Origin of the sequence: Mesorhizobium robiniae, from assembly GCF_040545535.1 — a bacterium.
GTDB classification, from domain to species: Bacteria; Pseudomonadota; Alphaproteobacteria; order Rhizobiales; family Rhizobiaceae; genus Mesorhizobium; species Mesorhizobium robiniae.
On the sequence record NZ_JBEPMC010000003.1, the window covers coordinates 296,519 to 319,287 of the forward strand.

Here is a 22,769-nt window from a genome sequence, read left to right on the forward strand (position 1 = left end):
CCGGCATTTCACATCAGGCAGCACTGGCGTCGGCGCAGGAGCCAGCCCTACTGCCTGATGTACTCCCGTACCGGCGACTGGGTGCCGTCGGTGTAGGTGACCTGGACCGACATCGACTTCACACTGTCGGCGACCTTGAAATAGGGCTGGTATTCGTAAGGAATGGCGTAGGGATCCTTGGGGTCGCAGGGCGGCATCTCGATCGCTTTGTCGAGCGCTGCACCGTTCAGGCCGTAATGCACCGCCTTGATGGCGCAGCGGTAGGACAGCATCTGGGTGAAATAGACTAGGCCGCGGTTGCCGCTGGCGTCGAAGGCGATCCACGACGTCCAGAACTGGTCGAGGATCTGCTTATTGCCTTGCTGAAGTGCCGCCTCGGGATCGAAGCGGATGTCGAACGGACCGGTCTCGCGACCCCTGACATCGAGATATTTGATCGCGATGCTGCCGGCGGCGGTGCTGTCGGGCAGTTCGAAGCTCGGATTGGGCATCGGCTTGCCGGTGGTCTGGTCGTTGAGCGCCAGGAAGCCGGTTTCGGTGAACGGACCGCTGTCGCCCATGCGCCATGAAATGCCGGTCGCCGCTTCCGGAATGGAAATGGTCATCGACCAGCCCTGGTTCGAGCGCATCGGCGTCAGCGTCGGGGCGAAGCGCCCGGCATCGAGCACGTCGCCAAGCGCTGCCAGCCGGCTGCGGCTGCGGTCCAGCCAATCGGCGAGCTGGGTCTGATCGACGAAATGTTTGAGCAGCCCGCCATCCTTCTCATAGGACAGGAACCTGGTCAGCGCCGTCGCCTCGCTGCGCTTGTCGGACAGCGCCTGAAAGCCGAGACGATCTTCCGAAAACTCCTGCGACAGCAGGAAGTAAGCCGGCGCGAAATCGGCATTGGCGGCGATGAACGCGTTGAGCTTTTCGAGACGCTGGGCATCGTCGAACTGCAAGGCATGGACGAGCTTGATCGACAGCGCCTTGCCCTTGTCGGCCAATGCGCCGAACACCTCGCGGGCACCGGCCTTGCCGTCCTGCACCCGAAGCAGAGTGGCGAAGCGCGTATAGGGGTCGATGGCGTCGACATCGAAGCCGGCGAACGCCAGATAGGAGCGCCGGGCATTGAGCATATCGCCCGACAATTCGTAGACGCGGGCATTGTGATAAAACTCGTCCGGCCGCTTGGGCTCGGCGATCGCCCCGCCCTGTGCGGCAAGTGCGGCAAAACCCTTGGCGATGGTGTCGATCGAGACGGCGATCTGCTCGGTCGTCGCCTGCAGCTTTTCGGCCTGGGCCTGCTGCTGCTGCTGGCCGGCGGCCACGGTGTCGGCCAGGGTATCCGCCGTCTGTTTGACCGCTTCGACGGTCTTTTGCGTCTCAGCCCCCTGCGCGGTCTGCTGCTGCTGGACCGAGGCAATCTCGTCGGTCTTCTGCGCGACCTTGTCGGTCGATTGCTTGACCGTCTCGACCGTCTTTTGCGTGTCGGTGACGGTCTGCTCGATCTTCGCCACCTTGGCCGAGACAATGCCCATCGAGCGCTGCAGCTCGGCTACGGCCGGCACCAGGCCGGCGATCAGCCCATTTTGGGAATTTGTCTGCTTCTGAATGGCAAAGACGCCGCCGGCGACCGCCGCGGCGGTGCTGGCGAACACCAGCGCCGGCAGCGCCTTGGCCGCCAGCACCAGTCGCAGCACGATAGCAATGGCGATGATCGCCGCGGCGATCGCGGCGACCAGCGCAATATAGGCGGCGAACGGCGCCAGCGGCGTGAGGATGTCGGAAATGAAGCCGCCGACAAAGGCCACCCCGCTGGCCCATCTGCCGGTGCGGCCAAGAGATGCCCTGATAAGCGACGGCGCAGCGCCGCCCATGCCGATACCGCCCGCCATGGAATCCCCCCAATACCCAATGCCGCGTCCTTTCTAGCCGGAGCGCGACCTTGTGGGAAGATCAGCGCGGAAACAGGCAATTGCGGCGGTCCAGTGGTGATCGACGGTGTGCCGCGAAAATGCGTTTATCCGGGGATAACCCTGGGCAAGACCGGCATTAACCAAATGGACGGCGTCATTGGGTTACGTTAGTTTCCCACTCGTTTCAGCAACTGCCACCCTTCAGAACAGACCCATCTTGTCCAAACCGCGCCTCTTTCCGCTCATCCAGAAACTTGTCGCGGCGTTTGCGCTGCTGGGGCTCGTCGCCGGCTGCACGACGACGCCGCCGGAGACCATGCTGGCGGTGCCGGCAGCACCGCAGAAATATGCGGCCATCGTCATCGATGGCAGCACCGGCAAGACGCTGTTCGAGGTTAACTCGACGGCGCCGCGCTATCCGGCGTCGCTGACCAAGATGATGACGCTCTATTTGCTGTTCGAGGCGCTGGACCAGGGCCGCCTAACCAAGACGACGCTGATCCCGGTCTCGGACAACGCCGCCAGGCAGCCGCCGACCAAGCTGCGCTTCAGGCGCGGTGAGGCGATCGACGTCGAATCGGCGATCCGGGCGATCACCGTCAAATCGGCCAATGACGTGGCGGTTGCCGTCGCCGAATATCTCGGCGGCAGCGAACAGGCGTTCGCCGCAATGATGACGGCCAAAGCGCGCCAGATCGGCATGCGCAGTACCGTCTTCCGCAACGCTTCGGGCCTGCCGGACGGCGTCCAGCAGACGACGGCGCGCGACATGGCGGTCCTCGGCATGGCGCTGCGCGCCCGCTTCCCGCAGCATTTCCACTATTTCTCCGAAAGCGACTTCATGTTCCGGGGCAGGCTGGTGCGCGGCCACAACGACATGCTCGGCCGCGTCCGCGGCGTCAACGGCATCAAGACAGGCTATATCAGGGCCTCAGGCTTCAACATCGTCACCTCCTACGATGCCGACGGCCGTCGGCTGATCCTCGTGGTGATGGGTGCCGACAGCGCGCGCCAGCGCAACGACCACGTCGAAGCGCTGATCCAGCGCAACCTGTCGCCGGCATCGAACACGACGACGCGGCTGCTGTATGCGCAGGAGCCGTGAGGCGCGGACGTTCGGCGGGGGACGAGCCCGTGATCGGTTTCAACTTGACAGGTGACGGCAGTTATGCTAGGAATTAATTCATGGTGCTGATTTGCGCCAACGACCCGCCCGCCGAGGCGGGTTTTTCATTTTCAGGCTTCGGCGCCATTCTTCGCAGGTCCGGCAAAACCGCAGGTTTGCCGGCCTTCGGGCTTGGCTTCTCGCGCCTTCGAGGGTTGCAGGCTCCAGATCATGGGTCTCCGTGGAATCCGAAAAAATGCGTTATTCCGAGTTCGCAGCCCTGCCGCCGGCCACTTGCCCGTTGAAGCCTGCGCCTGCTTCCGCTAAGAAGCCGTGGCTGGCCGGTTACCCGGCTGCTTCGTTTTCCGGATCGTCGATCCTGAAAGCACCCGTAGCTCAGCTGGATAGAGCGCTGCCCTCCGAAGGCAGAGGTCACAGGTTCGAATCCTGTCGGGTGCGCCAGTTCTGTCTGTCGATGCCTTCACACTCTCCGGGACTGTATCAATCGAAAATTCAGCTTCCTAACGTACGACAAGCGCCCAGCTGCTCGATTGGCGTGCATTCCCAAACGAGCTAAAGTAGCTCCACCTAGGGGACGTTTCATGCATCGAATGTCAGCGCGCGACGCGAAGAACGGCTTCGGACGGCTGATCGATTTGGCGCGGGCCGCACCGGTTGCCATTGAGAAATATGGCCGACCAGTTGTCGTCGTTCTTGCTGTCGAGGAATATGAACGTCTCTCCGGGAAAACCGAGAAACAACGCTCCGGGTCACCACGTGCAAAGGTAAGAGGGGCGAAGACGTGATGAACTCTCCCGCAGCAGCCGAAGCCCGGAAGGCTGTATAGCATGGCTAGCCATTCCGACCTTGCAAACCTGATCTGGCAGATCGCGGACCTGCTGCGCGGTCCCTACCGGCCACCGCAGTACGAGCGCGTCATGCTGCCGCTCGTGGTGCTGCGCCGTTTCGACTGCGTTCTGGCCGATACCAAGCAGAAAGTGCTAGCCGAGTACGAGCGCCGCAAGGGCGGAAAGCTTGAGGATGACGCGCTCGACCGCATTCTCAACAGGGCAGCGGGGCATCGCTTCCACAATCGGTCGCCCCTCGACTTCCAGAGGCTGAAGGGCGATCCAGACAATCTCAACAAACACCTCGTCAGCTACATCAAGGGGTTTTCAGCCAACGTCCAACGCATTTTTGAATATTTCGAGTTCGAAAACGAAATCGAGCGAATGCAAGAGGCTAACATCCTCTATCTCGTAATAAAGGAGTTCTGCGATGTCGATTTGCATCCCAGAAGGGTGACAAATCAGGACATGGGTCTGGTTTTCGAAAACCTGATCCGCCGCTTTAACGAACTGGCGAACGAAACGGCCGGCGATCACTTCACGCCGCGCGAGGTCATCACGCTGATGATCGATCTGCTTTTTCTCGATGCGGATGATCTTCTCAGCAAGCCGGGCATAGCCATGCGGATGCTCGATCCCGCCTGCGGCACGGGCGGAATGCTCGCCGGCGCGCAGAAGTACATGCGCGATCATCACGCCGATGCGCAACTCTATGTCTATGGGCAAGACTACAATAAGCGCGCTTTTGCAACGGCGGCTTCCGACATGCTCATGAAGGAGGTCGACCACAACGGCGGCGGCGAGAATGTCCAATTCGGCGACAGCTTTCTCGACGATAGGTTCGAAGAGCAAAACTTCGATTACTTCATCGCCAATCCTCCCTTCGGCGTCGATTGGAAGAAGCAGCAGAAGGAAATCGTCCGGCGGCACGAGAAAGCTCCAAAGGAGAGTCCGTGGAGCGCCGGGTTGCCACGGGTCAACGATGGTTCGCTCCTCTTCCTCCAGCATATGATGTCGAAGTTTGAAAGGGTCGCTCCGAAAGAGCTGAAGTTCGGCTCGCGCGCGGCGATCGTCTTCTCGGGCTCCCCGCTCTTCACCGGCGGCGCGGGCAGTGGCGAGAGCGAAATCCGTCGCTGGATCATTGAGCGTGACATGCTCGAAGCCATCGTCGCCCTGCCAGAGCAGATGTTCTACAACACCGGCATCGGCACCTATATCTGGCTCGTCACCAACCGGAAGGCGAAGGAGCGCAAGGGCAAAATCCAGCTTGTCGATGCGCGCGACACTTGGATTCCCATGCGCCGCAGCCAGGGCGATAAGCGCCGCAAGATCGGCGAAGGCAGGGCGCTGGAGGGTGACGACCGCGCGGACGAGCCGGATCAGATCGCCGATATCGTCCGGCTCTATGGCGGATTCGAGGTGAACGAGAAGTCCAAGCTCTTCGACAATGCAGACTTCGGCTACACGCGTGTCACGGTCGAACGCCCCTTGAAGCTGCGCTACCAGATGACGGTGGAGGACAAGGCGCGCTTTCTGGACGCAGCACCGCACCTGCTGGACGACATTCAGGCCATCGACAAGGCGTTCGGCCGTGAGCCGCGGCTCGATTGGAACACGGTATGGGCCAGCATCGAGAAGCTGCTCAAGAAGTTGGGCTCGCGCTGGAAGGCGCCGGAGGAAAAGTTGTTCCGGTCGGTGTTCACCGCGAAGGACGCGAAGGGCGCACCAGTGAAGAGAGGTTCAGGATTGGAGCCTGATGCGAATCTGCGGGATTTCGAGAACGTGCCGCTGAAGGAGGATATCGACGCCTACTTCAAGCGCGAGGTGCTGCCTCATGTCCCCGATGCTTGGATGGACCGCGCCAAGGACAAGGTCGGCTACGAGATTAACTTCAACCGCCACTTCTACACCCTCACCCCGCCGCGAAAGCTGGCCGAGATCGATACCGACTTGAAGAAGGCGGAAGACGAAATCCTGCGGCTGCTGCGGGAGGTGACGGAATGAACGACATGCTTTGGTCTGATCGTCTCCCTCCGCTCTGGACCCGCCAGAAATTGAAATACGTCGCGCGATTCATTGGGGGCGGAACCCCTGATAAATCGAAGTCAGAATTCTGGAACGGCGATATTCCGTGGGTCTCTCCCAAGGACATGAAGACCGAGGAGATCTTTGACACAGAAGATCATATTACACCGGAGGGCCTTCAGTCGAGCGCGACGAACTTGGTTCAGCCTGGAGCCGCATTGATCGTGGTCCGCTCAGGCATTCTTAGACACTCCATTCCAGTAGCCATAAATCGAGTGCCTGCTACCATTAACCAGGACATACGCGCGATCGTGCCAAATGATTGCCTTCGGGTCGATTATCTTGCGCGCTTGATCGACGGTTTCCAGGCGGAACTCCTACGACTGTGGAGCAAAGAAGGGGCGACGGTCGAAAGTCTCGAGTATGATCTTGTGGCATCCACTGAAATACCCGTCCCCCCGATGGTCGCGCAGACGAGTATTGTGGCGTTTCTTGATCGTGAAACCGCCGGCATCGACGCCCTGCTCGCCGCCAAGCAGCGCCTCCTCGAACTTCTGGCCGAGAAGCGGCGCGCGATTGTCACCGAGGCCATCATGCGCGGGCTCAATCCTGCCGCCCCGCTGCGCCCCTCCGGCATCGACTGGCTCGGCGACATCCCCGCGCATTGGCCCATCGAGCGGTCACGCTGGCTTTTCCGCGAAAGGGACGAGAGGTCCGAGACGGGCACTGAAGAAATGCTTACGGTCTCGCACCTCACCGGCGTCACTCCGCGATCAGAGAAAGACGTCAATATGTTCGAAGCCGAGTCGACGGTCGGCTACAAGCTCTGCTTCGCGGGCGATCTCGTCATCAACACGCTTTGGGCGTGGATGGGAGCCATGGGCACGGCTCGTGTCGACGGCATCGTCAGCCCGGCCTACAATGTCTACACTCCTGGTCCGCGGCTTCTGCCGGACTACGTCGATGCTCTCGTCCGCATCCCGGTTTTCGCCCAGGAAGTGACGCGATATTCAAAGGGAGTCTGGTCTTCCCGCCTGCGGCTTTATCCAGAGGGTTTCTTCGAAACCTACTGGCCCGTCCCGTCACTTGATGAGCAGCGCGAGATCGTAAGCCGCATCGCGGCCGAAGCCGCCAAGATCGACCGGCTTCGCGCCGCCACCGAGCACTCCATTACGCTTCTTAAGGAACGCCGCGGCGCGCTGATCGCCGCCGCCGTCACCGGCCAGATCGACATGCCGGAGGCGGCATGAAGATCACGAGGCTCTCGCTCGATAATGTGCGGGCATTTGAGGAGGCCGAGTTCGCCTTCAATCCCGGCTTTAACCTGATCATTGGCATCAATGGCGCTGGCAAGAGCACGGCACTGGACGCGATCCGCTTCTGCGGCTCGCATCTCTTGTCTGCCCTTCAAAAAATGCCATTCAAACCCTTCGGTTTTGGCGTTGACGACATTCATGGCGACGCGCCCTTTGCCGAGGCAGCGCTTTATCTCAGCTTCGGTGATGACGCTGACACCTTTGTTCGCCTGCGCGAATGGCGGGAACAGGTCGCTGCCGAGACGACGGAGAACGTCGAGAGCCTGCGTCGTGAGATTCTCGAAACAGCACGCCCCAGGGATCGCCTGCGTACCCAGCTGCGCGAGTTGCAGGAAACGGTATCGCCGGCTGATGCTGTGTACTTCTACCCCTCAAGGAACGACCTGAAGGCTCAGGCAAGCAGCGAGCCCAGTGCGCCGTTGATGATACACTACTCGACCGCGCGATCGATCATGAACGAACAAGCAGAGCGCAAGTCTGCGGCCGGTACAAGCCAGTTGGCCTATGTGAACGCGCTGCAATCCAACACCCTCAGCCTGCGCCAATTCGCCGACTGGATGCGCGCTCAGATGGAGTTGTCCTCCGAGCGCCCCGCTTCGCGGCATCTGGTGGACGGAATCAGCTCAGCGTTGGATCGTTTCCTACCCGGCTATTCCAATCTGAGACCTTCAGACGAGAACCCATCGAAGGTGCTAATCGATATTAAGGGCACGACTCTTGATGTGCGTCTGCTGTCCGATGGCGAGCGCAATGTGCTTGCACTGATCCTCGACGTATCCAAGCGCCTTGCACAGGCTAACCCCCGGCTAGATGACCCCCTCGAAAGCGGCGAGGCTGTTGTCCTCATCGACGAAATCGATCTGCATCTCCACCCACAATGGCAGCGGAAGATCGTGGGCAACCTCGAACGGACTTTCCCGAAATGCCAGTTCGTCGCCACTACCCATTCGCCCCAGATCATCGGCGAAGTGCCTCACGACAAAATCCAGATGATTAAGGACGGGCATATCTATTCGCCTGCGCGGTCGTTCGGCATCGATTCCAGCCGTGTGCTGGAAGAGGTGATGGAAACCGGCTCGCGAAACCCATCCGTTGAACAGGAAATTGGCCGTATCGCGAAACTGATCTCGGATCGCAAGAGCACAGAAGCACGAGAGGCAATCGAAGCGCTCTCCAATGAGATCGGCATGGACGATCCGGAAATCACGCGCGCTCGCACGCTACTCGACTTCATGGAGGGGGATGCGTGAGAATGGTTGTCAAGGCGGCAGAGCCGCAAAGTCTGACACAACACCGGGCTCAAGCGCACAGCGACTACAACAATTATCAGCAAAAGGACGAGCTTCGCGCTGCGCTGGTCAACGAGCAGAAAGGCTTATGCTGTTACTGTACCGGACGCATCCGAGCCGATGTGGCGCGCATGAAGATCGAGCACTGGCAGTGCCAGACAACCTATCCGCAGCACCAACTCGCTTACGGAAACCTGCTGGGTGCATGTCTTGGCGGTGAGGGACAGTCTCCTGCCAATCAGCACTGCGACACGCGGAAGGCAAACAACGATCTGAAGTGGAACCCCGCGAACATCGCACATGCGATCGAGGGCCGCCTACGCTATCTCGCTGACGGGACTGTTGAAAGTATCGACGCTGAATTCAATGTTCAGTTGAATGATATTCTTGGATTGAACCTCGCCTTCTTAAAGAATAGCCGCAAAGCAGTCATCGACTCCGTTCTGGTTTGGTGGCGTTCGACGCCGAACGCAAGACAGAAGGTGCAGTCGCAGATCGATCGACGCATCGGGCAATTTGGGGAACTTGAACCATTCAGCCCTGTCGCAATCTGGTTTCTCCGGCAAAAGGTGGGAGCGGCAGTAGCATGAACCACGCCCGGCATTCGGAAGGGGCCTTCGAGACCGTCATCGAAGGCACCATGTTGGCCAATGGCTATGTGCCAGAACCGGCGGCGGGGTTCGATCGCGACCGGGCGATCTTCCCAGAGACCGTGTTGGCGTTCATTCGCGATACCCAGCCGAAGGAATGGAGGGCGCTGGAAGCGCTTCACGGCGAAAGGACCGGCGCGCAGATCCTGGCCGACCTCACCAAATGGATGGATCGGGAAGGCTCGCTGGCCACCTTACGCCATGGCTTCAAGTGCTATGGCAAGACTCTGCGCGTGGCCTTCTTCAAGGCGGCTCACGGCTTAAACCCCGAGCTTGAGGCGCGCTATCGGGCCAACCGCGTCGGCATCACTCGGCAGCTGCACTTCTCTAAAACGGCAGAGAAATCTCTGGACGTGGCGCTGAGCATCAACGGCATTCCAATCGCTTCGGTCGAACTCAAGAACCCGATGACTGGACAAACAGTCGACCATGCGTTGCGTCAGTATCGGGCCGACCGCGATGCACGCGAACCGATCTTCGAGTTCAAACGGCGCATGCTGGTGCATTTCGCGGCCGACACAGACACGGTGTTCATGACCACACGGCTTGCGGGATCAGCGACCCATTTTCTGCCATTCAACAAGGGCTGCGATGGCGGCGCGGGCAATGCGCCAGACCCGAAGGGACGCAGCTATCGCACGGCCTATCTATGGGAAGAAGTGTTGCAGCGGGACAGCCTGCTTGATCTGCTGGCGCGCTTCATCCATCTGCAAATCGAGGAAAAGCGCGATGATCAAGGCCGGAAGGTCAAGAAAGAGACCCTGGTCTTTCCGCGCTACCATCAACTAGAGGCGGTTCGCGCTCTGGTCGATCAGGCGCAGCGCGAAGGCGTCGGCAACAACTACCTGATTGAGCACTCGGCAGGCAGTGGCAAAAGCAACACTATCGGCTGGCTCACGCACCGACTTGCGTCGCTGCATGACGACAGGAACAACCGCGTCTTCGATAGCGTGATCGTAATCACGGATCGAGTGGTGCTGGACAAGCAGCTTCAGGACACGATCTACCAGTTCGAGCACAAACATGGCGTGGTGCAGAAGATCGACGAGAGTTCCCGCCAACTTGCCGAAGCGCTCGAGAGCGCCGTGCCGATCATCATCACCACCTTGCAGAAGTTCCCCTTCGTCTCGCGCCAGCTCGCGAAGATGGCGGAGGAGCGGGGTGAAGCTGATGGCGGCACGCTGAAGTCGCGGCACTGCGCTGTAATCATCGACGAGGCGCATAGTTCGCAGGGCGGCGAAACAGCGACCGACCTCAAAGAAGTTCTAGGCGGCCAGGGTCTTCGCGAAGAGGCCACGAAATACATGGCCGAGAACGACGAAGAAAACGTCGAGGAACTGTACCGCTCTATGGCAAAGCGGGGACGGCAGGCAAATTTGAGCTTCTTCGCCTTCACCGCGACACCCAAGCACAAAACCTTCAAGGTGTTCGGACGCGACGACAAGCCCTCGCATCGGTACACGATGCGACAGGCGATCGAGGAAGGGTTCATCCTCGACGTGCTGAAGCACTACACAACCTACGCCACCTATTTTCGGCTTCTCAAGGCAAGCGAGGACGATCCGAACGTCGAGCGGAAGAAGGCAGCCCGCGCGCTTGCACGCTTCCTCAAGCTTCACCCGCACAATGTCAGCCAAAAAACAGAGGTGATGATCGAGCATTTCCACGCCGCGACCCAACACAAGATTGGAGGGCGGGCAAAGGCGATGGTGATCACGGGCTCTCGTCTCGAAGCGGTGCGCTACAAGCAGAGCTTCGACCGCTATATCAAAGAGAAGGGCTATGCCATCAAGTCGCTGGTGGCCTTCTCCGGCGTCGTCACAGACGACAAGCTGAACGATGTCACCTACACCGAGGAAGGCATGAATCTTGGCGTTCGTGAGAAGGAACTGCCGGAGGTCTTCGCCACCCAGGAATATCAAGTGTTGCTCGTCGCCGAGAAATACCAGACGGGCTTCGATCAGCCGTTGCTGCATACGATGTATGTCGACCGGCGGCTCGCGGGCATCCAGGCGGTGCAAACTTTATCTCGCTTGAACCGCATCCATCCGTTGAAGGAAGACACCTTCATTCTCGATTTCGTCAACGACCGCGACGAAATCCGCGAGGCCTTCAAGATCTACTTCGAAGGCGCCGAAATCGGCGAGGAAGTCGATCCGGCCCGAATGTATGAGATCAAGAGCGAGCTCGACGCCGATGGCGTCTACGAGGCCGCCGACGTTGAGCGCTTCAGCGCCGTTTATTTTAAGCCAAGGCAGCGCCAGAGCCCGAACGATCATCAACTGATGAATGCCGCGCTTGATCCGTGCGTCGCCCGTTTCAAGGAACTCCAGAAAGAGAAACCGGACGAGGCCGAGCTGTGGCGCGGCAAGATGCTCGCCTTTTGCAACCTCTATGGCTTCCTCAGCCAGATTATTCCCTATCAGGATTCTGATCTCGAACGTCTGTACGTGTTCTTACGGCACCTCGCGACAAAGCTGCCAAAACGCGGTAGCGGACCATCCTACCAGTTCGATGATGAGGTCCGGCTGGAATACTATCGCCTTCAGAAGATCAGTGAGGGATCGATCAGCCTGAGTGATGGACAGGCCAACCGGCTCGATGGCCCTTCCGAAGTCGGAACCGGCGCCCTTCATGAGGAAGCGGTTCCGCTTTCTCGGCTCATCGATGTCGTCAATGACCGCTTCGGAACAGACTTTAATCAGGCTGATCAGTTATTCTTCGATCAGATTATCGAAGTCGCCGTTCTGGATGCCGTGTTAAAGCAGGCCGCTGCTGTAAATCCTGGCGATAAATTCGAACTCGTCTTCAGGAATTTGCTAGAAGCACTGTTTGTAGAGCGAATGGACCAAAACGAAGAAATCTTCGCGCGTTTCATGAACGACAGGTCGTTTCAGAAGGTAGTGACCGGCTGGCTTTCATCTGAAGCGTATCGGAAGCTTCGTCTCCGAACTGATGATACGATCGAGACTTTAGACCCAACCGCCAGCTTATTGCCGTGAGCAAATGAGCGGCGGCTGCGTAGATATCGAAGGGAGAACCCATTGTCCGCACCTGAGGAAATGGATGTCGTCCTCGAAAAGCTGCCTTTGAGGATCGGCGCCTACATACCCGACGACTTGCTGGAGGACTGGTTCGCGCCGGGAACGGGCATGAACCCGGTCAGCCCGGCAGCGCTGGCGGCGGCCAAGGCTTACGGATGGCGCTTTGAATGCGAGTTCAAGCACTACCCCGAACGGATGGAGGGCGTGTTCTGGAAGTGGGTGCCGGCGATCTGATCCTGGGGAGCCTGGATGGAAACGGCGGTTGGTAGCGGCTCAGTCGGCGTTTGAGTCGTGCATTCACGGGCTTTGCCTTGTCGACCATCGGCCCAGATTCCTTGGCGCTCCGGTGATCGAGATTGCCGCGAGCGCGATCGCTGTCGTGATCGCCTCACGCGCCGCCTATCGGCGTCGTCACCTTTCCGGTTCCGCCGCATTCGGGGCAGGTGCGGCCGTCGATCATGCCTGACCCGGCGCAGCGGTGGCAAATATGCTCGCCGGCGCCGGCAATGCCTGCCGCGTCGACATTGGCTTCGCCAAATTGCTCGGGTTTGCCTTGCAGCTGCTTGCTCAACCGGACGACCGCGGTCTCATCGACTTCAAGCGGCGTGCTGCCCGGCAGACCTTCGCTGGATTGGCCTATGGTTTCGTTGCGCGGCCGGTCGTTGGTGCCTGTCGTTATCTTTGCTTTCTGAGCCATTGCCTGTGACCCTGTGCAGCTCTTGCGGTTCGAACGCCTCAGCTGTGCAGAGGTTCCGTTGGCAATCGTCCGCCGCCGGCCCGGACGAAAAATGGCAAACAGCCAGCGCATCCAGGCCGAAACGGCACGAGATCGGAGGATGCAGGACAAAGGTCTGGCGCCGCCGAAATTCGGGATGCGCGGGAGACCTTGCTCACGAGACCACCGTCAAGCGCGGGCATCCGAACGTCTCGGTCCGGTCATAACAGGACAGGCAGGGCAATCGCATATGGCCCTCCCCCTCTCCGTCTCGGCTTCGCCGAGCCACCTCTCCCCCATTTCATGGGGGCGAGGAACCAAGCTTCCATGGCTGCGAGCTCGGCGGATGGCGTGCCCCGCCTAGACGAGCACGCGGTAAGCGCCGCTGTGCTCGCAATCGCAGAATCTTTGAGAGAATATTCCCGGCTTCGCATCTGGCGAGAAACGCGGTTCTTTGATCCGGCGGCTAGCATCCCCGATGCTGTGAACAAGGCTTCGCGCTTCGCCTAGCCAGCATGATTTAACAATGGACGGGCTTTATCATGATCGGGAACAACAACACTTTGCTATCGTCTTTTTCGACAACTATAAACCGCCGCACAGGTCTTGCATTACTTTTCGCTTCGGCTGTCGCAATTGCCGGTTTGGCTGCGCCCGGTTCGGCCTTTGCCGAGGACAAGAAGGCGATCAAGGTCGGCATCATCAGCGGCGAGGATGAAGACGTATGGCGCGTCGTCACCGCGCAGGCGGCCGAGAAAGGGCTGACGATCGAGACCGTGGTGTTCAACGACTACACTCAGCCGAACGAGGCGCTGGAGCGTGGCGAAATCGACGCCAACGCCTTCCAGCACAAGCCCTATCTCGACAGTCAGATCAAGACGCAAGGCTATCATATCGTCGCCGTCGGTTATACCGGCGTCTGGCCGATCGGCCTTTATTCCAAGAAACACAGTGCGGTTGCCGACCTGCCGGAGGGCGCCGTCATCGGCGTGCCGAACGACCCGTCCAACGAAGGCCGGGCGCTGCGCGTCCTGCAGAATGAGGGCCTGATCAAGCTGAAGGACGGCACCGGCATCCTGGCGACAACGGCCGACATCGCCGATAACCCGAAGAAACTGGTCATCAAGGAGCTCGATGCCGGCATCGTCGGGCGCTCGGTGGAAGACCTCGACGCGGCCGTCGTCAACACGGATTGGGCGCTGAAAAGCGGCCTGACCCCCGAAAACCGCATCGCTCAGGAGCCGATCGCCGACAATCCGTACCGCAACTTCATCGCGGTGAAGGCCGGCAGCGAGAACGAGCCCTGGGTGAAGACGCTGGTGGCTTCCTATCAGAACGAGGCGGTAAAGGCCGAGTTCGACAAGGTCTACAAGGGCACCGGCACCAGCGCCTATTGATGAGATATGGATCCGGGGCGTCCCGGATATGAAAAGCGGTCCGCGCCCAACGCGCGGGCCGCAATCCTATTTTACGGACCGCCGAAACAGGAAGGCCATGAACCAGCATTTCCCCGCAACTGCCGAGCTACCGGTCGGCACCCCGGAGCGGCCGGAGGACGTCGTGCGGATCACCGCGCTGAAGCGCCGCTTCGGCGCGACGCCGGCACTCGATGGCGTGTCGCTCGCTGTGCGCAAGGGCGAGATCCTCGGCATCATCGGCCGCAGCGGCGCCGGCAAGTCGACGCTGATCCGCTGCCTCAACGGTCTGGAGCGGCCGGATTCCGGCCAGGTCTTCATCGAAGGCCGCGAGATCAGCCGGCTTGGCGAGCGCGAATTGCAGCCGCTCAGGCGGCGCATCGGCATGATCTTCCAGCACTTCAACCTGCTTTCGGCCAAGACCGTCGAGGACAATGTGGCGCTGCCGCTCAAGATCGAAGGCCGCCCCAGGGCCGAACGCCTGGCGCGCGCGGCCGAGCTGCTCGATCTCGTCGGCCTGTCGGAGAAGGCCAAAGCCTATCCGGCATCGCTGTCGGGCGGCCAGAAGCAGCGCGTCGGTATCGCCAGGGCGCTTGCCGCCCGGCCCGCGCTGCTGCTGTCGGACGAAGCCACCTCGGCGCTGGACCCGGAGACGACCCGCTCCATCCTAGCGCTTTTGAAAGACATCAACCGGCAGCTCGGCCTGACCATTCTGCTGATCACCCACGAAATGGAGGTGATCCGCTCGATCGCCGACCGCGTCGCGGTGATCGACGCCGGCCGCATCGTCGAGGAAGGGCCGGTGTGGTCGGTGTTTGCCGATCCGAAGTCGGCGATCACCCAGAGCCTGCTCAGCGGCATCCGGCCGCAATTGCCGGCGGAGATCGCAAGCCGGCTAACGCAGGGCGCCAGCACGGAGGCGATCCTGAAAATCGACGTGGCGGGTGAGGCGGCCCGCGGCCCGCTGCTGTCCGACCTTGCCGCCGCGGTTCCCGGCTCGTTCCGCCTCGTTCACGGCGGCATCGACCATGTCCAGCGGCAGCCTGTCGGCACGCTGTTCCTGGCGGTGCCGGCTGCCGATGCAAATCATCTTGAACAAGTGATCGCGTTTCTGAAAGCCCGCGAGGCGCGGGTGGAGGTGCTTGGCCATGTCGCCAATTCTGTTTGAGCTCCTGCTTCGTTCGATCTGGGAGACGATCCTGATGACGGGCGCCTCCGGCCTCATCTCGCTGGTGTTCGGCCTGCCGCTCGGCCTGGCGCTGGTCGCCACCGACCGTGGCGGCATCGCCGAAAGCCTGTGGGTGAATCGCGTCCTCGGCGCTGTCATCAACGGCTTCCGCTCGGTGCCGTTCATCATCCTGCTGGTGGCGCTGATCCCGGTGACGCGGCTGATCGTCGGCACCTCCATCGGCACCTGGGCTGCCATCGTGCCGCTGTCGATCGCGGCCACGCCCTATTACGCCCGCATCGCCGAAGTGTCGCTGCGCGAGGTCGACCACGGGCTGATCGAGGCGGCGCGCGCCATGGGCGGCAACCGCTGGACGATCATCCGCGAGGTGCTGGTGCCGGAAGCCCTGCCCGGCATCGTCGCCGGCTTCACAGTGACGCTAGTGACGCTGATCGGCGCCTCGGCAATGGCCGGCGCCATCGGCGCCGGCGGGCTCGGCGACCTCGCCATCCGCTACGGTTACCAACGCTTCGAGACGTCAGTCATGGTCGCCGTGGTCATCGTGCTGATCATCCTGGTCTGCGGCATCCAGTGGGCCGGCGACCGGCTGGTGGCCAGGCTGGATCACAGGGCGTAGGATCAGGCCCTCAGCCTGACCCCTTCCGGGTCGAAGAACGGCATCGCAGACACCACTGCGCGTGTCGGCGTGCCGTCGATGTCGATGCTGAGTTCCGTTCCGATCTGCGTGAATGGCAGCCGCAGATGCGCGGTCGCCAGCACCTTGCCCACGGAATAGCCGTGGTCGCTATAGGTGACGACGCCGGCATCCTCGCCATCGGCCAGAACCCGCGCATTCGCCGCGGCCGGCGTGCCGCCATCGACGATCAGCCCGGTCCAGCGCTCGTCGACGCCTGTGTCGCGGACCTTGAGCAGCGCCTCGCGGCCGACGAAATCGCCCTTGTCGAACTTGATCCAGCTGTTAAGGCCGACATGGAATGGCGTGCGGGTCTCGTCCATATCGATGCCATGCGCCGGATAGGCCTTCTCCAGCCCCAGCGTGAACATCGCCAGCACGCCATATGGTTTCAGGCCAAAATCGCGGCCGGCCCCCATCAGCGCATCCCAGACGGCAGTGGCCTCGTCGGCCGGCACGAACAGCTCGAAGCCGAGCTCGCCGGTCACGCCGGTGCGCGAGATCAGCAGCTTCGTCTCGCCGACGCGACCTGACGCAAACGACCAGCGCTTGAGGCGGTCCAGATCGGCATCCGAGACCAGCGCCTTCAACAACTCGCGCGAGCGCGGCCCCTGTATCGTCGGGAAGGCGATGGCCGCGGTGATGTCGGTGACATAGGCTTTTCGGCGCTCGGCGTGATGCAGCAGCCAGGGCAGCATTTTCTGGCGGTTGACGGAGCCGGTCACCAGCATGAAATGCTCGGGCCCGAGCCTGAACACGGTGAGGTCATCCATGATGCCGCCATCCTCGCGGCAGACGGTCGAATAACGCACCTGGCCCGGTCGCATGGCAGCGGCGTCGTTGACCATGACATGGTTGACCAGGGCCTCGGCGTCCGGACCCTTGATGTCCATCTTGCCCATCGTGCTGAGGTCCTGGACACCGACATTCCTACGGGTGTTCAGATGCTCGTCGGCGATGCCGGAGTAATATTTTGCCGAGATGAAATCGCCGCCGACCCGGCCCATCGTCGCGCCGAGCCCGACGATGCTGCTATAAAAAGGGGAACGCCGTTCGGGCATGAAAATCTCCATCTTCACGAAAACGGCAGCGCCGGACAGCGCTGCCGAAGGCGTTTGTCGTCGGTCTCAGCTGCCGTAGACGTCGAAGGCAAAATACTTGTCGTTGATTTCCTTGTATTTGCCGTTGGCGCGCAGCGCGTCGATCGCCGCATCGAATTTGTCTGCCAGCTCCTTGTTGCCCTTCTGCAGCGCGATGCCGACGCCCGGGCCATGGATGGCCGGGTCTGGCGCCAAGGTGCCGAGCAATTTGCAGCAGGCGCCTTCAGGCTTCTTCAGCCATTCGGTCAGCAGGATAGAGCCGTCCATTACCGCGTCGAGCCGGCCGTTGACCATGTCGGTGCGGGCGTCGTCGCCGGTCGGATAGGGTTTGATGGTCGAGCCCGCGTATTTCTGCTCGGCGAAATTCTGGTGGATCGTCGCGCTTTGCACGCCCAGCGCCTTGCCTTTCAGGTCCTCGGGCGAAGTGCCTGTGACAGTCGAATCCTTCGGCACCGCGATCGCCGGCGGCGTCTGGTAGTATTTGTGGGTGAAGTCGACCTTCTCGGCCCGTTCCGGCGTAATGGTGATGTTGATGATGGCGTCGAACTTGCCGGCCTGCAGCGCCGGGATCGAGCCGTCGAAATCCTGCACGACGAACTCGCATTCGGTCTTCATCTCGGCACAAAGCGCTGTACCGAGATCGATGTCGAACCCGCCCAGCGTGCCGTCGGCGTTGGCATAGTTGAAGGGCGGATAGGCGCCTTCAGTGCCGAGCCTGAGTTTCTTGTCCTGGGCGGAGGCAGCACCCATGGCGGCAATTATGGCGACGGACGCCGCAAGCACGAAACGACCGAAAAGGCGCATGATCCAATCTCCGTTGATAGGTGCAAGTCTACGGGGTTTTGTACCCCCGGCGGAGACGGAAACGACATGCCCTGCGGCGATCACGGCGCGGCTAGGTACTGCCTTCAGTTTCCGGGAGGCTTCAGGTTATTTTCGATGGTCTCGCTCGCCCAAGCGAGTTTTTCGCGATCCTCCGGGCGCAAGGGAGCCTCGACCGCGACCGTGAATAAATGCAGGGCGAGACTTTCGGACAAAAGCCACGCGGTGACCTGTTCGCTGACGATCATATGCCCCTTATCGAGTTTCTTGATGTTGCCGGTGATCAGATCAGCACAGTGCAGCATGGCCTCGGGGTAAGGGCTTTCAAGCCAGGCGGCCAGTGCAGTTGCCACATCCATTCCGGCAACGACCATGCCCTCCAACCAGGGAACCGCATTCCCTTCATCGGGGTGCTTGGCCAATGTCTTTCGCCAGGCAGCTTGAAACAGGGTTTCGAGGGCCTGCTGTTCTTCCAATGGCCAATCGCGCCAAGAGGTTCTTTCGAGCTTTTTGGCAATTACGTTGGCGTCGAACCCCATCGAAGGCTCGCCTTGGATGGCAAGTTCAAGCACCCTCGGCAGAAAGTGCCGGTAATCATCAAGGTCGCCGACTGTCCATATGGCCGATCCGGCATAGGTGCCGAGTTTTTCGCCGCTGAGTTGCCGTAGCTTATCACTGGACACTGCCCGAAAGATTGCCTCCGCATCTTCGATCGGCGAGCTATGGAGAAGGCGCGGCAGCGGATAAGATGCGAAGACGTCGTAGACACGCTCGACCGCGTGAGCCAGTTCAGACATAGGCTCAGGATTGGTCATCCATTACGACTCCCGAACAGGTCCTTGGCTTGCTCGGCTGTATAGTACCCCAGCCTGACATCCCTCTGCACCAGTTCCGGGTCGCGCTGCAAGGGATCGCCGTAGCCGCCGCCACCCGGCGTGCCGACGCGCACACGGTCGCCGGCCTTTAGCGCGATGTCCTGCTCTTTGGAAAGGTGCGGCGGCACATGTTCCTTGCCGTCGCGAAACACGGTCACCGTGTTGACCGCGCCGTCCTTGCCGCCAAGCGCGCCCTGTGGGCCGAAGCGGCCATGATCCATGACGAAGGAGGCGCGGGCATCGCCGCGCAGGATCTCGACCTCATAGGCGAGGCCAAAGCCGCCGCGATGCTTGCCGGCACCGCCCGAGCCTTCGCGCAAGGCATAGTGGCGATAGAGCACTGGAAACGCCTGCTCCATGATCTCGACCGGGGGCGACTTGGAAATGCCTATGGTCGAGCAGCCATTGGTCAGGCCGTCGTGACCGGCATTGCCGCCATAGCCGCCGCCAGAGATCTGGTACATGACGTAGTCGCGACCGCGCGCCGGGTCGTTGCCGCCGAGCGCGAAATTGCCGCTGGAGCCGGCGGGAGCCGCCGTCACCTTCTCCGGCAGGGCCTGCACCATGGCCGCGAACACCGCCTCGGCGATGCGCTGCGAAACCTCGGCCGCGCAGCCCGATACCGGTCGCGGATATTTGGCGTCGAGGAAGGTGCCTTCCGGCCGCTTGACATCAAGCGGTTCGAAAGCGCCGGCGCTGATCGGCACATCCGGGAAAATATGGCGCATGGCAAGATAGACCGAGGACAAGGTCGTCGCCAGCACGCTGTTCATCGGCCCGGCGCAAGGCTTTGACGAGCCTGAGAAATCGAAGCTGAGCGTGTCTCCCTGTTTCTCCACAGCAAGCGCGATGGTCAGTGGTTCGTTCACCACCCCGTCGGAATCGACGAAGGCCTTGGAGCGGTAGACGCCATCGGGGATGGCCGCGATGTTTGCGCGCATCTGTTCGGCGGCGCGGCGGCGCAGTTCGGCGATCGCCTCGACAACCGTTTCGTTACCGTAACGGTCAAGGATTCCGTTGAGCCGGTCCTGCCCGATCAGCAGTGCTGCCGCCTGCGCCCTGATATCGCCGATGCGCTGGTCGGCGACACGGATGTTCGAACAGATGATGGCGTAGATCTCGGGATCGAGCACGCCCTTCTTGAACAATTTGACCGGCGGCAGCCGCAAGCCTTCCTGCTCGACTGCCGTCGCCGAGGCGGAAAAGCCGCCTGGCACCGAGCCGCCAATGTCGGGCCAGTGGCCGGTGTTCGACAGCCAGCAGAAGATCCTGCCGTCCCGGTAGACCGGCATGGCGAAGCGTACATCCATCAGATGGGTGCCGCCGAGATAGGGGTCGTTGACGATATAGATGTCGCCGGGCTCCGGCGGCAGGCAGCGACCGTCGGCAATCATCTCGATCACCGTCCTGGTCGAATACTGCATGACGCCGACGAACACCGGCAGGCCCTGGCTGCCTTGTGCGATCAGCGATCCGTCGACAGCCGAATAGATGCCGTCGGAGCGGTCGTTGGCCTCGGCTATGACGGGCGAGAAGGCGGCACGCGAGAAGGTCAGGTCCATCTCGTCGCAGACCTGCTGCAGCACCGCCTGGATGACCGAGAGCGTGATGGCGTCGAGCTTTTCCATCTCAGGCCTCACCGATGTCGATGATGATGTTGCCGTCGGCGTCCGATCGCGCCCGGTCGCCGGGTTCCAGCACGGTGGTGGCATCCATCTGTTCGAGGATCGCCGGGCCTTCGATGATCGCATCGAGCGGCAGTTTTTCCCTGATGTAGACCGGCGTGTCGTGCCACGTACCGGCGTACCATACTGGCCGGATCTCGCGCCGTGCCTCATCGAGCGTCTTGGCCCGGCCAGCCGGGTCGATCAGCCGGGACAGATCGATCGCCGGCCGCACGCCGGTCACCGAGGTGTTGAGGTTGACCAGATTGGCGCGGATTTCCGGCAATTCGACCTTGAAGCGGGCGAAATAGGCTTTTTCGAACAGTTGCTGCAGCACCTCACGTGTAACAGAAGAGGCCGGCAGCGGGACGTTGATGATGTGGGTTTGGCCAACGAACTGCATGTCGGCGGAATGGGTGACGCGGATCGTCTCCGGCTTCACCGCTTCCTTGCCGATCAGTTCTTCACCATCGTTTCGGTGCCGTTCCAATACCTCATGAAGCTGCGTTTTATCGAGGTTGGCCACCGGCTGGTTGACCGTGTTGACGAAATCGTGCCTGAGATCGGCGACGACGCAGCCGAGCGCATTGGTGATGCCAGGCCGCGCCGGTACCAGCACTTTGGGCAGGCCGAGTTCGCGCGCCAGTGCGGTCGCATGCAGCGGCCCGGCGCCGCCGAAGGCAAACAGCGCGAAATCGCGCGGGTCGTGGCCGCGCGACACCGAGACCATGCGGATGGCGCCGGCCATCTTCATATTGCCCAGCCGCAGCACGGCGCCCGCCGCCTCGACGCCGGACAGGCCAGTGGGGCGGCCGATCCTGTCCGCGAATATACGGGTGACGTGTTCGACGGTGACTGGATTCTCGACCGCGAGCAGCTTCTTCGGCGCCAGCCGGCCGAGCACCAGATTGGCATCGGTGATGGTCGGCTCGCCGCCGCCGCGCCCGTAGCAGATCGGGCCGGGATTGGCGCCGGCACTTTCCGGGCCGATCTGGATCAGGCCTGCCGCATCGACGCGGGCGATCGAGCCGCCGCCGGCGCCGACCGTATGCACCGCCACCATCGGTACATGGATCGGCATCGCATATTCGATCTCGATCTCGTTCGACACCGCCGGTTCGGCATTGCGGATCAGCGCGACATCGGTCGAGGTGCCGCCCATATCGTAGGTGACCAGGTTTTCGAAGCCGGCGCGTTTTCCCGTATAGGCCGCGGCGATGACGCCGGAAGCCGGACCGGACATGACCGTCTTGGCCGACTCACGTGTGACGAAGCGCGCCGAGATCATGCCGCCATTGCCGTTCATGATCAGGAAGTCGCGGGCATAGCCTTTTGATCCCAACTCCTTGCGCAGCCGCTCGACATAGCGCTCGAGGATCGGCTGCACCGAGGCGTTGACCGAGGCGGTGACGCCTCGCTCGAATTCGCGCGCTTCGGACAGCAGTGCATGGCCCGTCGTGATGTAGCCGTTCGGCCAAAGCTCGGCCGCGATTTCGGCGGCGCGCCGCTCATGCGCCGGATTGGCGTAGGAATGCAGGAAATGGATGACGAGGGATTCGCAACCGGCGCCGATCAACTGCGAAACCGCCGCGCGCATCTCGGCTTCGTTGAGCGGAATGCGCACCGCGCCCGAGGCTTCGACGCGCTCCGATACTTCGAGCCGCAAATTGCGTGGAATGATCGGGACGAAGCTGCCCGTCATGCCATAGGCTTGCGGCCGTGTCCGCCGGCCAAGCTCGATGACATCGCGAAAGCCGCGCGTGGTGATCATGCCGGTTTTGGCCAGCCGACGTTCCAGCACCGCGTTGGTGGTGGTCGTCGTGCCATGCACGATGAGGTCGATGCTGTCGATGGGAAAGCCGGTGGCGCCAAGCGCCGAAACGACGCCAAAAGCCTGGTTGTCGATAGTGGTCGGGGTCTTGGCGATATGCACCCGGCCACCGTCTCGGCCGTCGATCAGAAGCAGGTCGGTAAAGGTTCCGCCGACATCGATACCGGCGACGACGCTGCCCAGGGAATCCTGCGCCTGCGCCGAAAAATTCTCTTTCATTGCCGAAACCCGAAATGCCAGGACTGCTTACATGTCTCAGTTTGGAAAGGCGTTTTACGCCAGCGTCTTGACGCAAATATCATTTGTATAC

Annotated in this window: 18 protein-coding genes and 1 tRNA gene; 12 read left to right on the forward strand and 7 right to left on the reverse strand. The window is 61.3% G+C overall.

Translation table 11 applies throughout. The annotated features are described in order from the left end of the window. Positions 1-47: 47 nt before the first annotated feature. Positions 48-1,877 carry a methyl-accepting chemotaxis protein gene (locus tag ABID19_RS09595; RefSeq protein ID WP_354489966.1) on the reverse strand — a complete coding sequence of 610 codons (1,830 nt, stop codon included), beginning with the start codon at positions 1,875-1,877 and terminating at the stop codon, positions 48-50. Between the two features lie 238 nt (positions 1,878-2,115). On the opposite strand from ABID19_RS09595, the gene ABID19_RS09600 reads away from it, so the two are divergent. From ABID19_RS09600 to ABID19_RS09640, 9 genes are all read left to right on the forward strand, one after another. Beyond that, positions 2,116-3,003, forward strand: coding sequence for a D-alanyl-D-alanine carboxypeptidase family protein (locus ABID19_RS09600; RefSeq protein WP_354489968.1), 888 nt, complete (start codon positions 2,116-2,118; stop codon positions 3,001-3,003). 385 nt (positions 3,004-3,388) lie between these two features. Further along, positions 3,389-3,465: transfer RNA gene (locus tag ABID19_RS09605), tRNA-Arg, on the forward strand. Between the two features lie 149 nt (positions 3,466-3,614). Next, positions 3,615-3,809 (forward strand): type II toxin-antitoxin system Phd/YefM family antitoxin, encoded by a 195-nt coding sequence (locus tag ABID19_RS09610; protein ID WP_354489970.1) that lies wholly within the window; start codon positions 3,615-3,617, stop codon positions 3,807-3,809. Between the two features lie 42 nt (positions 3,810-3,851). After that, positions 3,852-5,855: a type I restriction-modification system subunit M gene (locus tag ABID19_RS09615; protein WP_354489972.1), complete on the forward strand. Its 2,004-nt coding sequence runs from the start codon at positions 3,852-3,854 to the stop codon at positions 5,853-5,855. Further along, positions 5,852-7,126, forward strand: coding sequence for a restriction endonuclease subunit S (locus tag ABID19_RS09620; RefSeq protein WP_354489974.1), 1,275 nt, complete (start codon positions 5,852-5,854; stop codon positions 7,124-7,126). Before ABID19_RS09615 ends, ABID19_RS09620 begins: the two co-directional genes overlap by 4 nt. Further along, positions 7,123-8,442, forward strand: coding sequence for an AAA family ATPase (locus ABID19_RS09625; protein WP_354489976.1), 1,320 nt, complete (start codon positions 7,123-7,125; stop codon positions 8,440-8,442). Before ABID19_RS09620 ends, ABID19_RS09625 begins: the two co-directional genes overlap by 4 nt. Before the next feature lie 2 nt (positions 8,443-8,444). Continuing rightward, complete coding sequence (locus tag ABID19_RS09630; protein WP_354489978.1) at positions 8,445-9,071, forward strand: retron system putative HNH endonuclease; 627 nt, start codon at positions 8,445-8,447, stop codon at positions 9,069-9,071. Then, complete coding sequence (locus ABID19_RS09635; protein ID WP_354489980.1) at positions 9,068-12,133, forward strand: type I restriction endonuclease subunit R; 3,066 nt, start codon at positions 9,068-9,070, stop codon at positions 12,131-12,133. The genes ABID19_RS09630 and ABID19_RS09635 overlap by 4 nt, the downstream gene beginning before the upstream one ends. A 42-nt stretch (positions 12,134-12,175) precedes the next feature. After that, the gene (locus tag ABID19_RS09640; RefSeq protein WP_023801492.1) at positions 12,176-12,409 is read left to right on the forward strand and encodes a hypothetical protein; all 234 of its coding nucleotides are present in this window, start codon (positions 12,176-12,178) and stop codon (positions 12,407-12,409) included. Between the two features lie 154 nt (positions 12,410-12,563). On the opposite strand, the gene ABID19_RS09645 is transcribed toward ABID19_RS09640, so the two are convergent. Beyond that, positions 12,564-12,872 carry a hypothetical protein gene (locus tag ABID19_RS09645; protein WP_354489982.1) on the reverse strand — a complete coding sequence of 103 codons (309 nt, stop codon included), beginning with the start codon at positions 12,870-12,872 and terminating at the stop codon, positions 12,564-12,566. A 560-nt stretch (positions 12,873-13,432) separates the two neighbouring features. On the opposite strand from ABID19_RS09645, the gene ABID19_RS09650 reads away from it, so the two are divergent. The 3 genes from ABID19_RS09650 (at position 13,433) to ABID19_RS09660 (ending at position 16,110) form a co-directional block, all read left to right on the forward strand. Continuing rightward, positions 13,433-14,287, forward strand: coding sequence for a MetQ/NlpA family lipoprotein (locus ABID19_RS09650; RefSeq protein WP_354489984.1), 855 nt, complete (start codon positions 13,433-13,435; stop codon positions 14,285-14,287). Positions 14,288-14,384: 97 nt separating this feature from the next. Next, positions 14,385-15,473, forward strand: a complete 1,089-nt coding sequence (locus tag ABID19_RS09655) for a methionine ABC transporter ATP-binding protein (RefSeq protein WP_354489986.1) — start codon at positions 14,385-14,387, stop codon at positions 15,471-15,473. After that, the gene (locus ABID19_RS09660) at positions 15,454-16,110 is read left to right on the forward strand and encodes a methionine ABC transporter permease (protein WP_354489989.1); all 657 of its coding nucleotides are present in this window, start codon (positions 15,454-15,456) and stop codon (positions 16,108-16,110) included. Before ABID19_RS09655 ends, ABID19_RS09660 begins: the two co-directional genes overlap by 20 nt. A gap of 2 nt (positions 16,111-16,112) precedes the next feature. Here ABID19_RS09660 and ABID19_RS09665 read toward each other — a convergent pair whose 3' ends face one another. From ABID19_RS09665 to ABID19_RS09685, 5 genes are all read right to left on the reverse strand, one after another. Next, complete coding sequence (locus ABID19_RS09665) at positions 16,113-17,228, reverse strand: aminomethyltransferase family protein (protein ID WP_354489990.1); 1,116 nt, start codon at positions 17,226-17,228, stop codon at positions 16,113-16,115. Between the two features lie 66 nt (positions 17,229-17,294). Then, positions 17,295-18,071, reverse strand: a complete 777-nt coding sequence (locus tag ABID19_RS09670) for an ABC transporter substrate-binding protein (RefSeq protein WP_354489992.1) — start codon at positions 18,069-18,071, stop codon at positions 17,295-17,297. A 104-nt stretch (positions 18,072-18,175) separates the two neighbouring features. Further along, positions 18,176-18,904 (reverse strand): hypothetical protein, encoded by a 729-nt coding sequence (locus tag ABID19_RS09675; protein WP_354489994.1) that lies wholly within the window; start codon positions 18,902-18,904, stop codon positions 18,176-18,178. Further along, positions 18,901-20,592, reverse strand: a complete 1,692-nt coding sequence (locus ABID19_RS09680; RefSeq protein ID WP_354489996.1) for a hydantoinase B/oxoprolinase family protein — start codon at positions 20,590-20,592, stop codon at positions 18,901-18,903. Before ABID19_RS09680 ends, ABID19_RS09675 begins: the two co-directional genes overlap by 4 nt. A 1-nt stretch (position 20,593) precedes the next feature. After that, positions 20,594-22,678: a hydantoinase/oxoprolinase family protein gene (locus ABID19_RS09685; protein ID WP_354489998.1), complete on the reverse strand. Its 2,085-nt coding sequence runs from the start codon at positions 22,676-22,678 to the stop codon at positions 20,594-20,596. Positions 22,679-22,769 lie beyond the last annotated feature (91 nt).

Excerpts from the sequence above, each read along its gene's own strand:
- ABID19_RS09650 (WP_354489984.1), top strand. The coding sequence starts at position 13,433 with ATGATCGGGAACAACAACACTTTGCTATCGTCTTTTTCGACAACTATA.
- ABID19_RS09625 (WP_354489976.1), top strand. The coding sequence starts at position 7,123 with ATGAAGATCACGAGGCTCTCGCTCGATAATGTGCGGGCATTTGAGGAG.
- ABID19_RS09660 (WP_354489989.1), top strand. The coding sequence starts at position 15,454 with ATGTCGCCAATTCTGTTTGAGCTCCTGCTTCGTTCGATCTGGGAGACG.
- ABID19_RS09620 (WP_354489974.1), top strand. The coding sequence starts at position 5,852 with ATGAACGACATGCTTTGGTCTGATCGTCTCCCTCCGCTCTGGACCCGC.
- ABID19_RS09685 (WP_354489998.1), bottom strand. The coding sequence starts at position 22,678 with ATGAAAGAGAATTTTTCGGCGCAGGCGCAGGATTCCCTGGGCAGCGTC.
- ABID19_RS09675 (WP_354489994.1), bottom strand. The coding sequence starts at position 18,904 with ATGACCAATCCTGAGCCTATGTCTGAACTGGCTCACGCGGTCGAGCGT.
- ABID19_RS09595 (WP_354489966.1), bottom strand. The coding sequence starts at position 1,877 with ATGGCGGGCGGTATCGGCATGGGCGGCGCTGCGCCGTCGCTTATCAGG.
- ABID19_RS09630 (WP_354489978.1), top strand. The coding sequence starts at position 8,445 with ATGGTTGTCAAGGCGGCAGAGCCGCAAAGTCTGACACAACACCGGGCT.
- ABID19_RS09610 (WP_354489970.1), top strand. The coding sequence starts at position 3,615 with ATGTCAGCGCGCGACGCGAAGAACGGCTTCGGACGGCTGATCGATTTG.
- ABID19_RS09670 (WP_354489992.1), bottom strand. The coding sequence starts at position 18,071 with ATGCGCCTTTTCGGTCGTTTCGTGCTTGCGGCGTCCGTCGCCATAATT.
- ABID19_RS09665 (WP_354489990.1), bottom strand. The coding sequence starts at position 17,228 with ATGCCCGAACGGCGTTCCCCTTTTTATAGCAGCATCGTCGGGCTCGGC.
- ABID19_RS09635 (WP_354489980.1), top strand. The coding sequence starts at position 9,068 with ATGAACCACGCCCGGCATTCGGAAGGGGCCTTCGAGACCGTCATCGAA.
- ABID19_RS09615 (WP_354489972.1), top strand. The coding sequence starts at position 3,852 with ATGGCTAGCCATTCCGACCTTGCAAACCTGATCTGGCAGATCGCGGAC.
- ABID19_RS09655 (WP_354489986.1), top strand. The coding sequence starts at position 14,385 with ATGAACCAGCATTTCCCCGCAACTGCCGAGCTACCGGTCGGCACCCCG.
- ABID19_RS09645 (WP_354489982.1), bottom strand. The coding sequence starts at position 12,872 with ATGGCTCAGAAAGCAAAGATAACGACAGGCACCAACGACCGGCCGCGC.
- ABID19_RS09680 (WP_354489996.1), bottom strand. The coding sequence starts at position 20,592 with ATGGAAAAGCTCGACGCCATCACGCTCTCGGTCATCCAGGCGGTGCTG.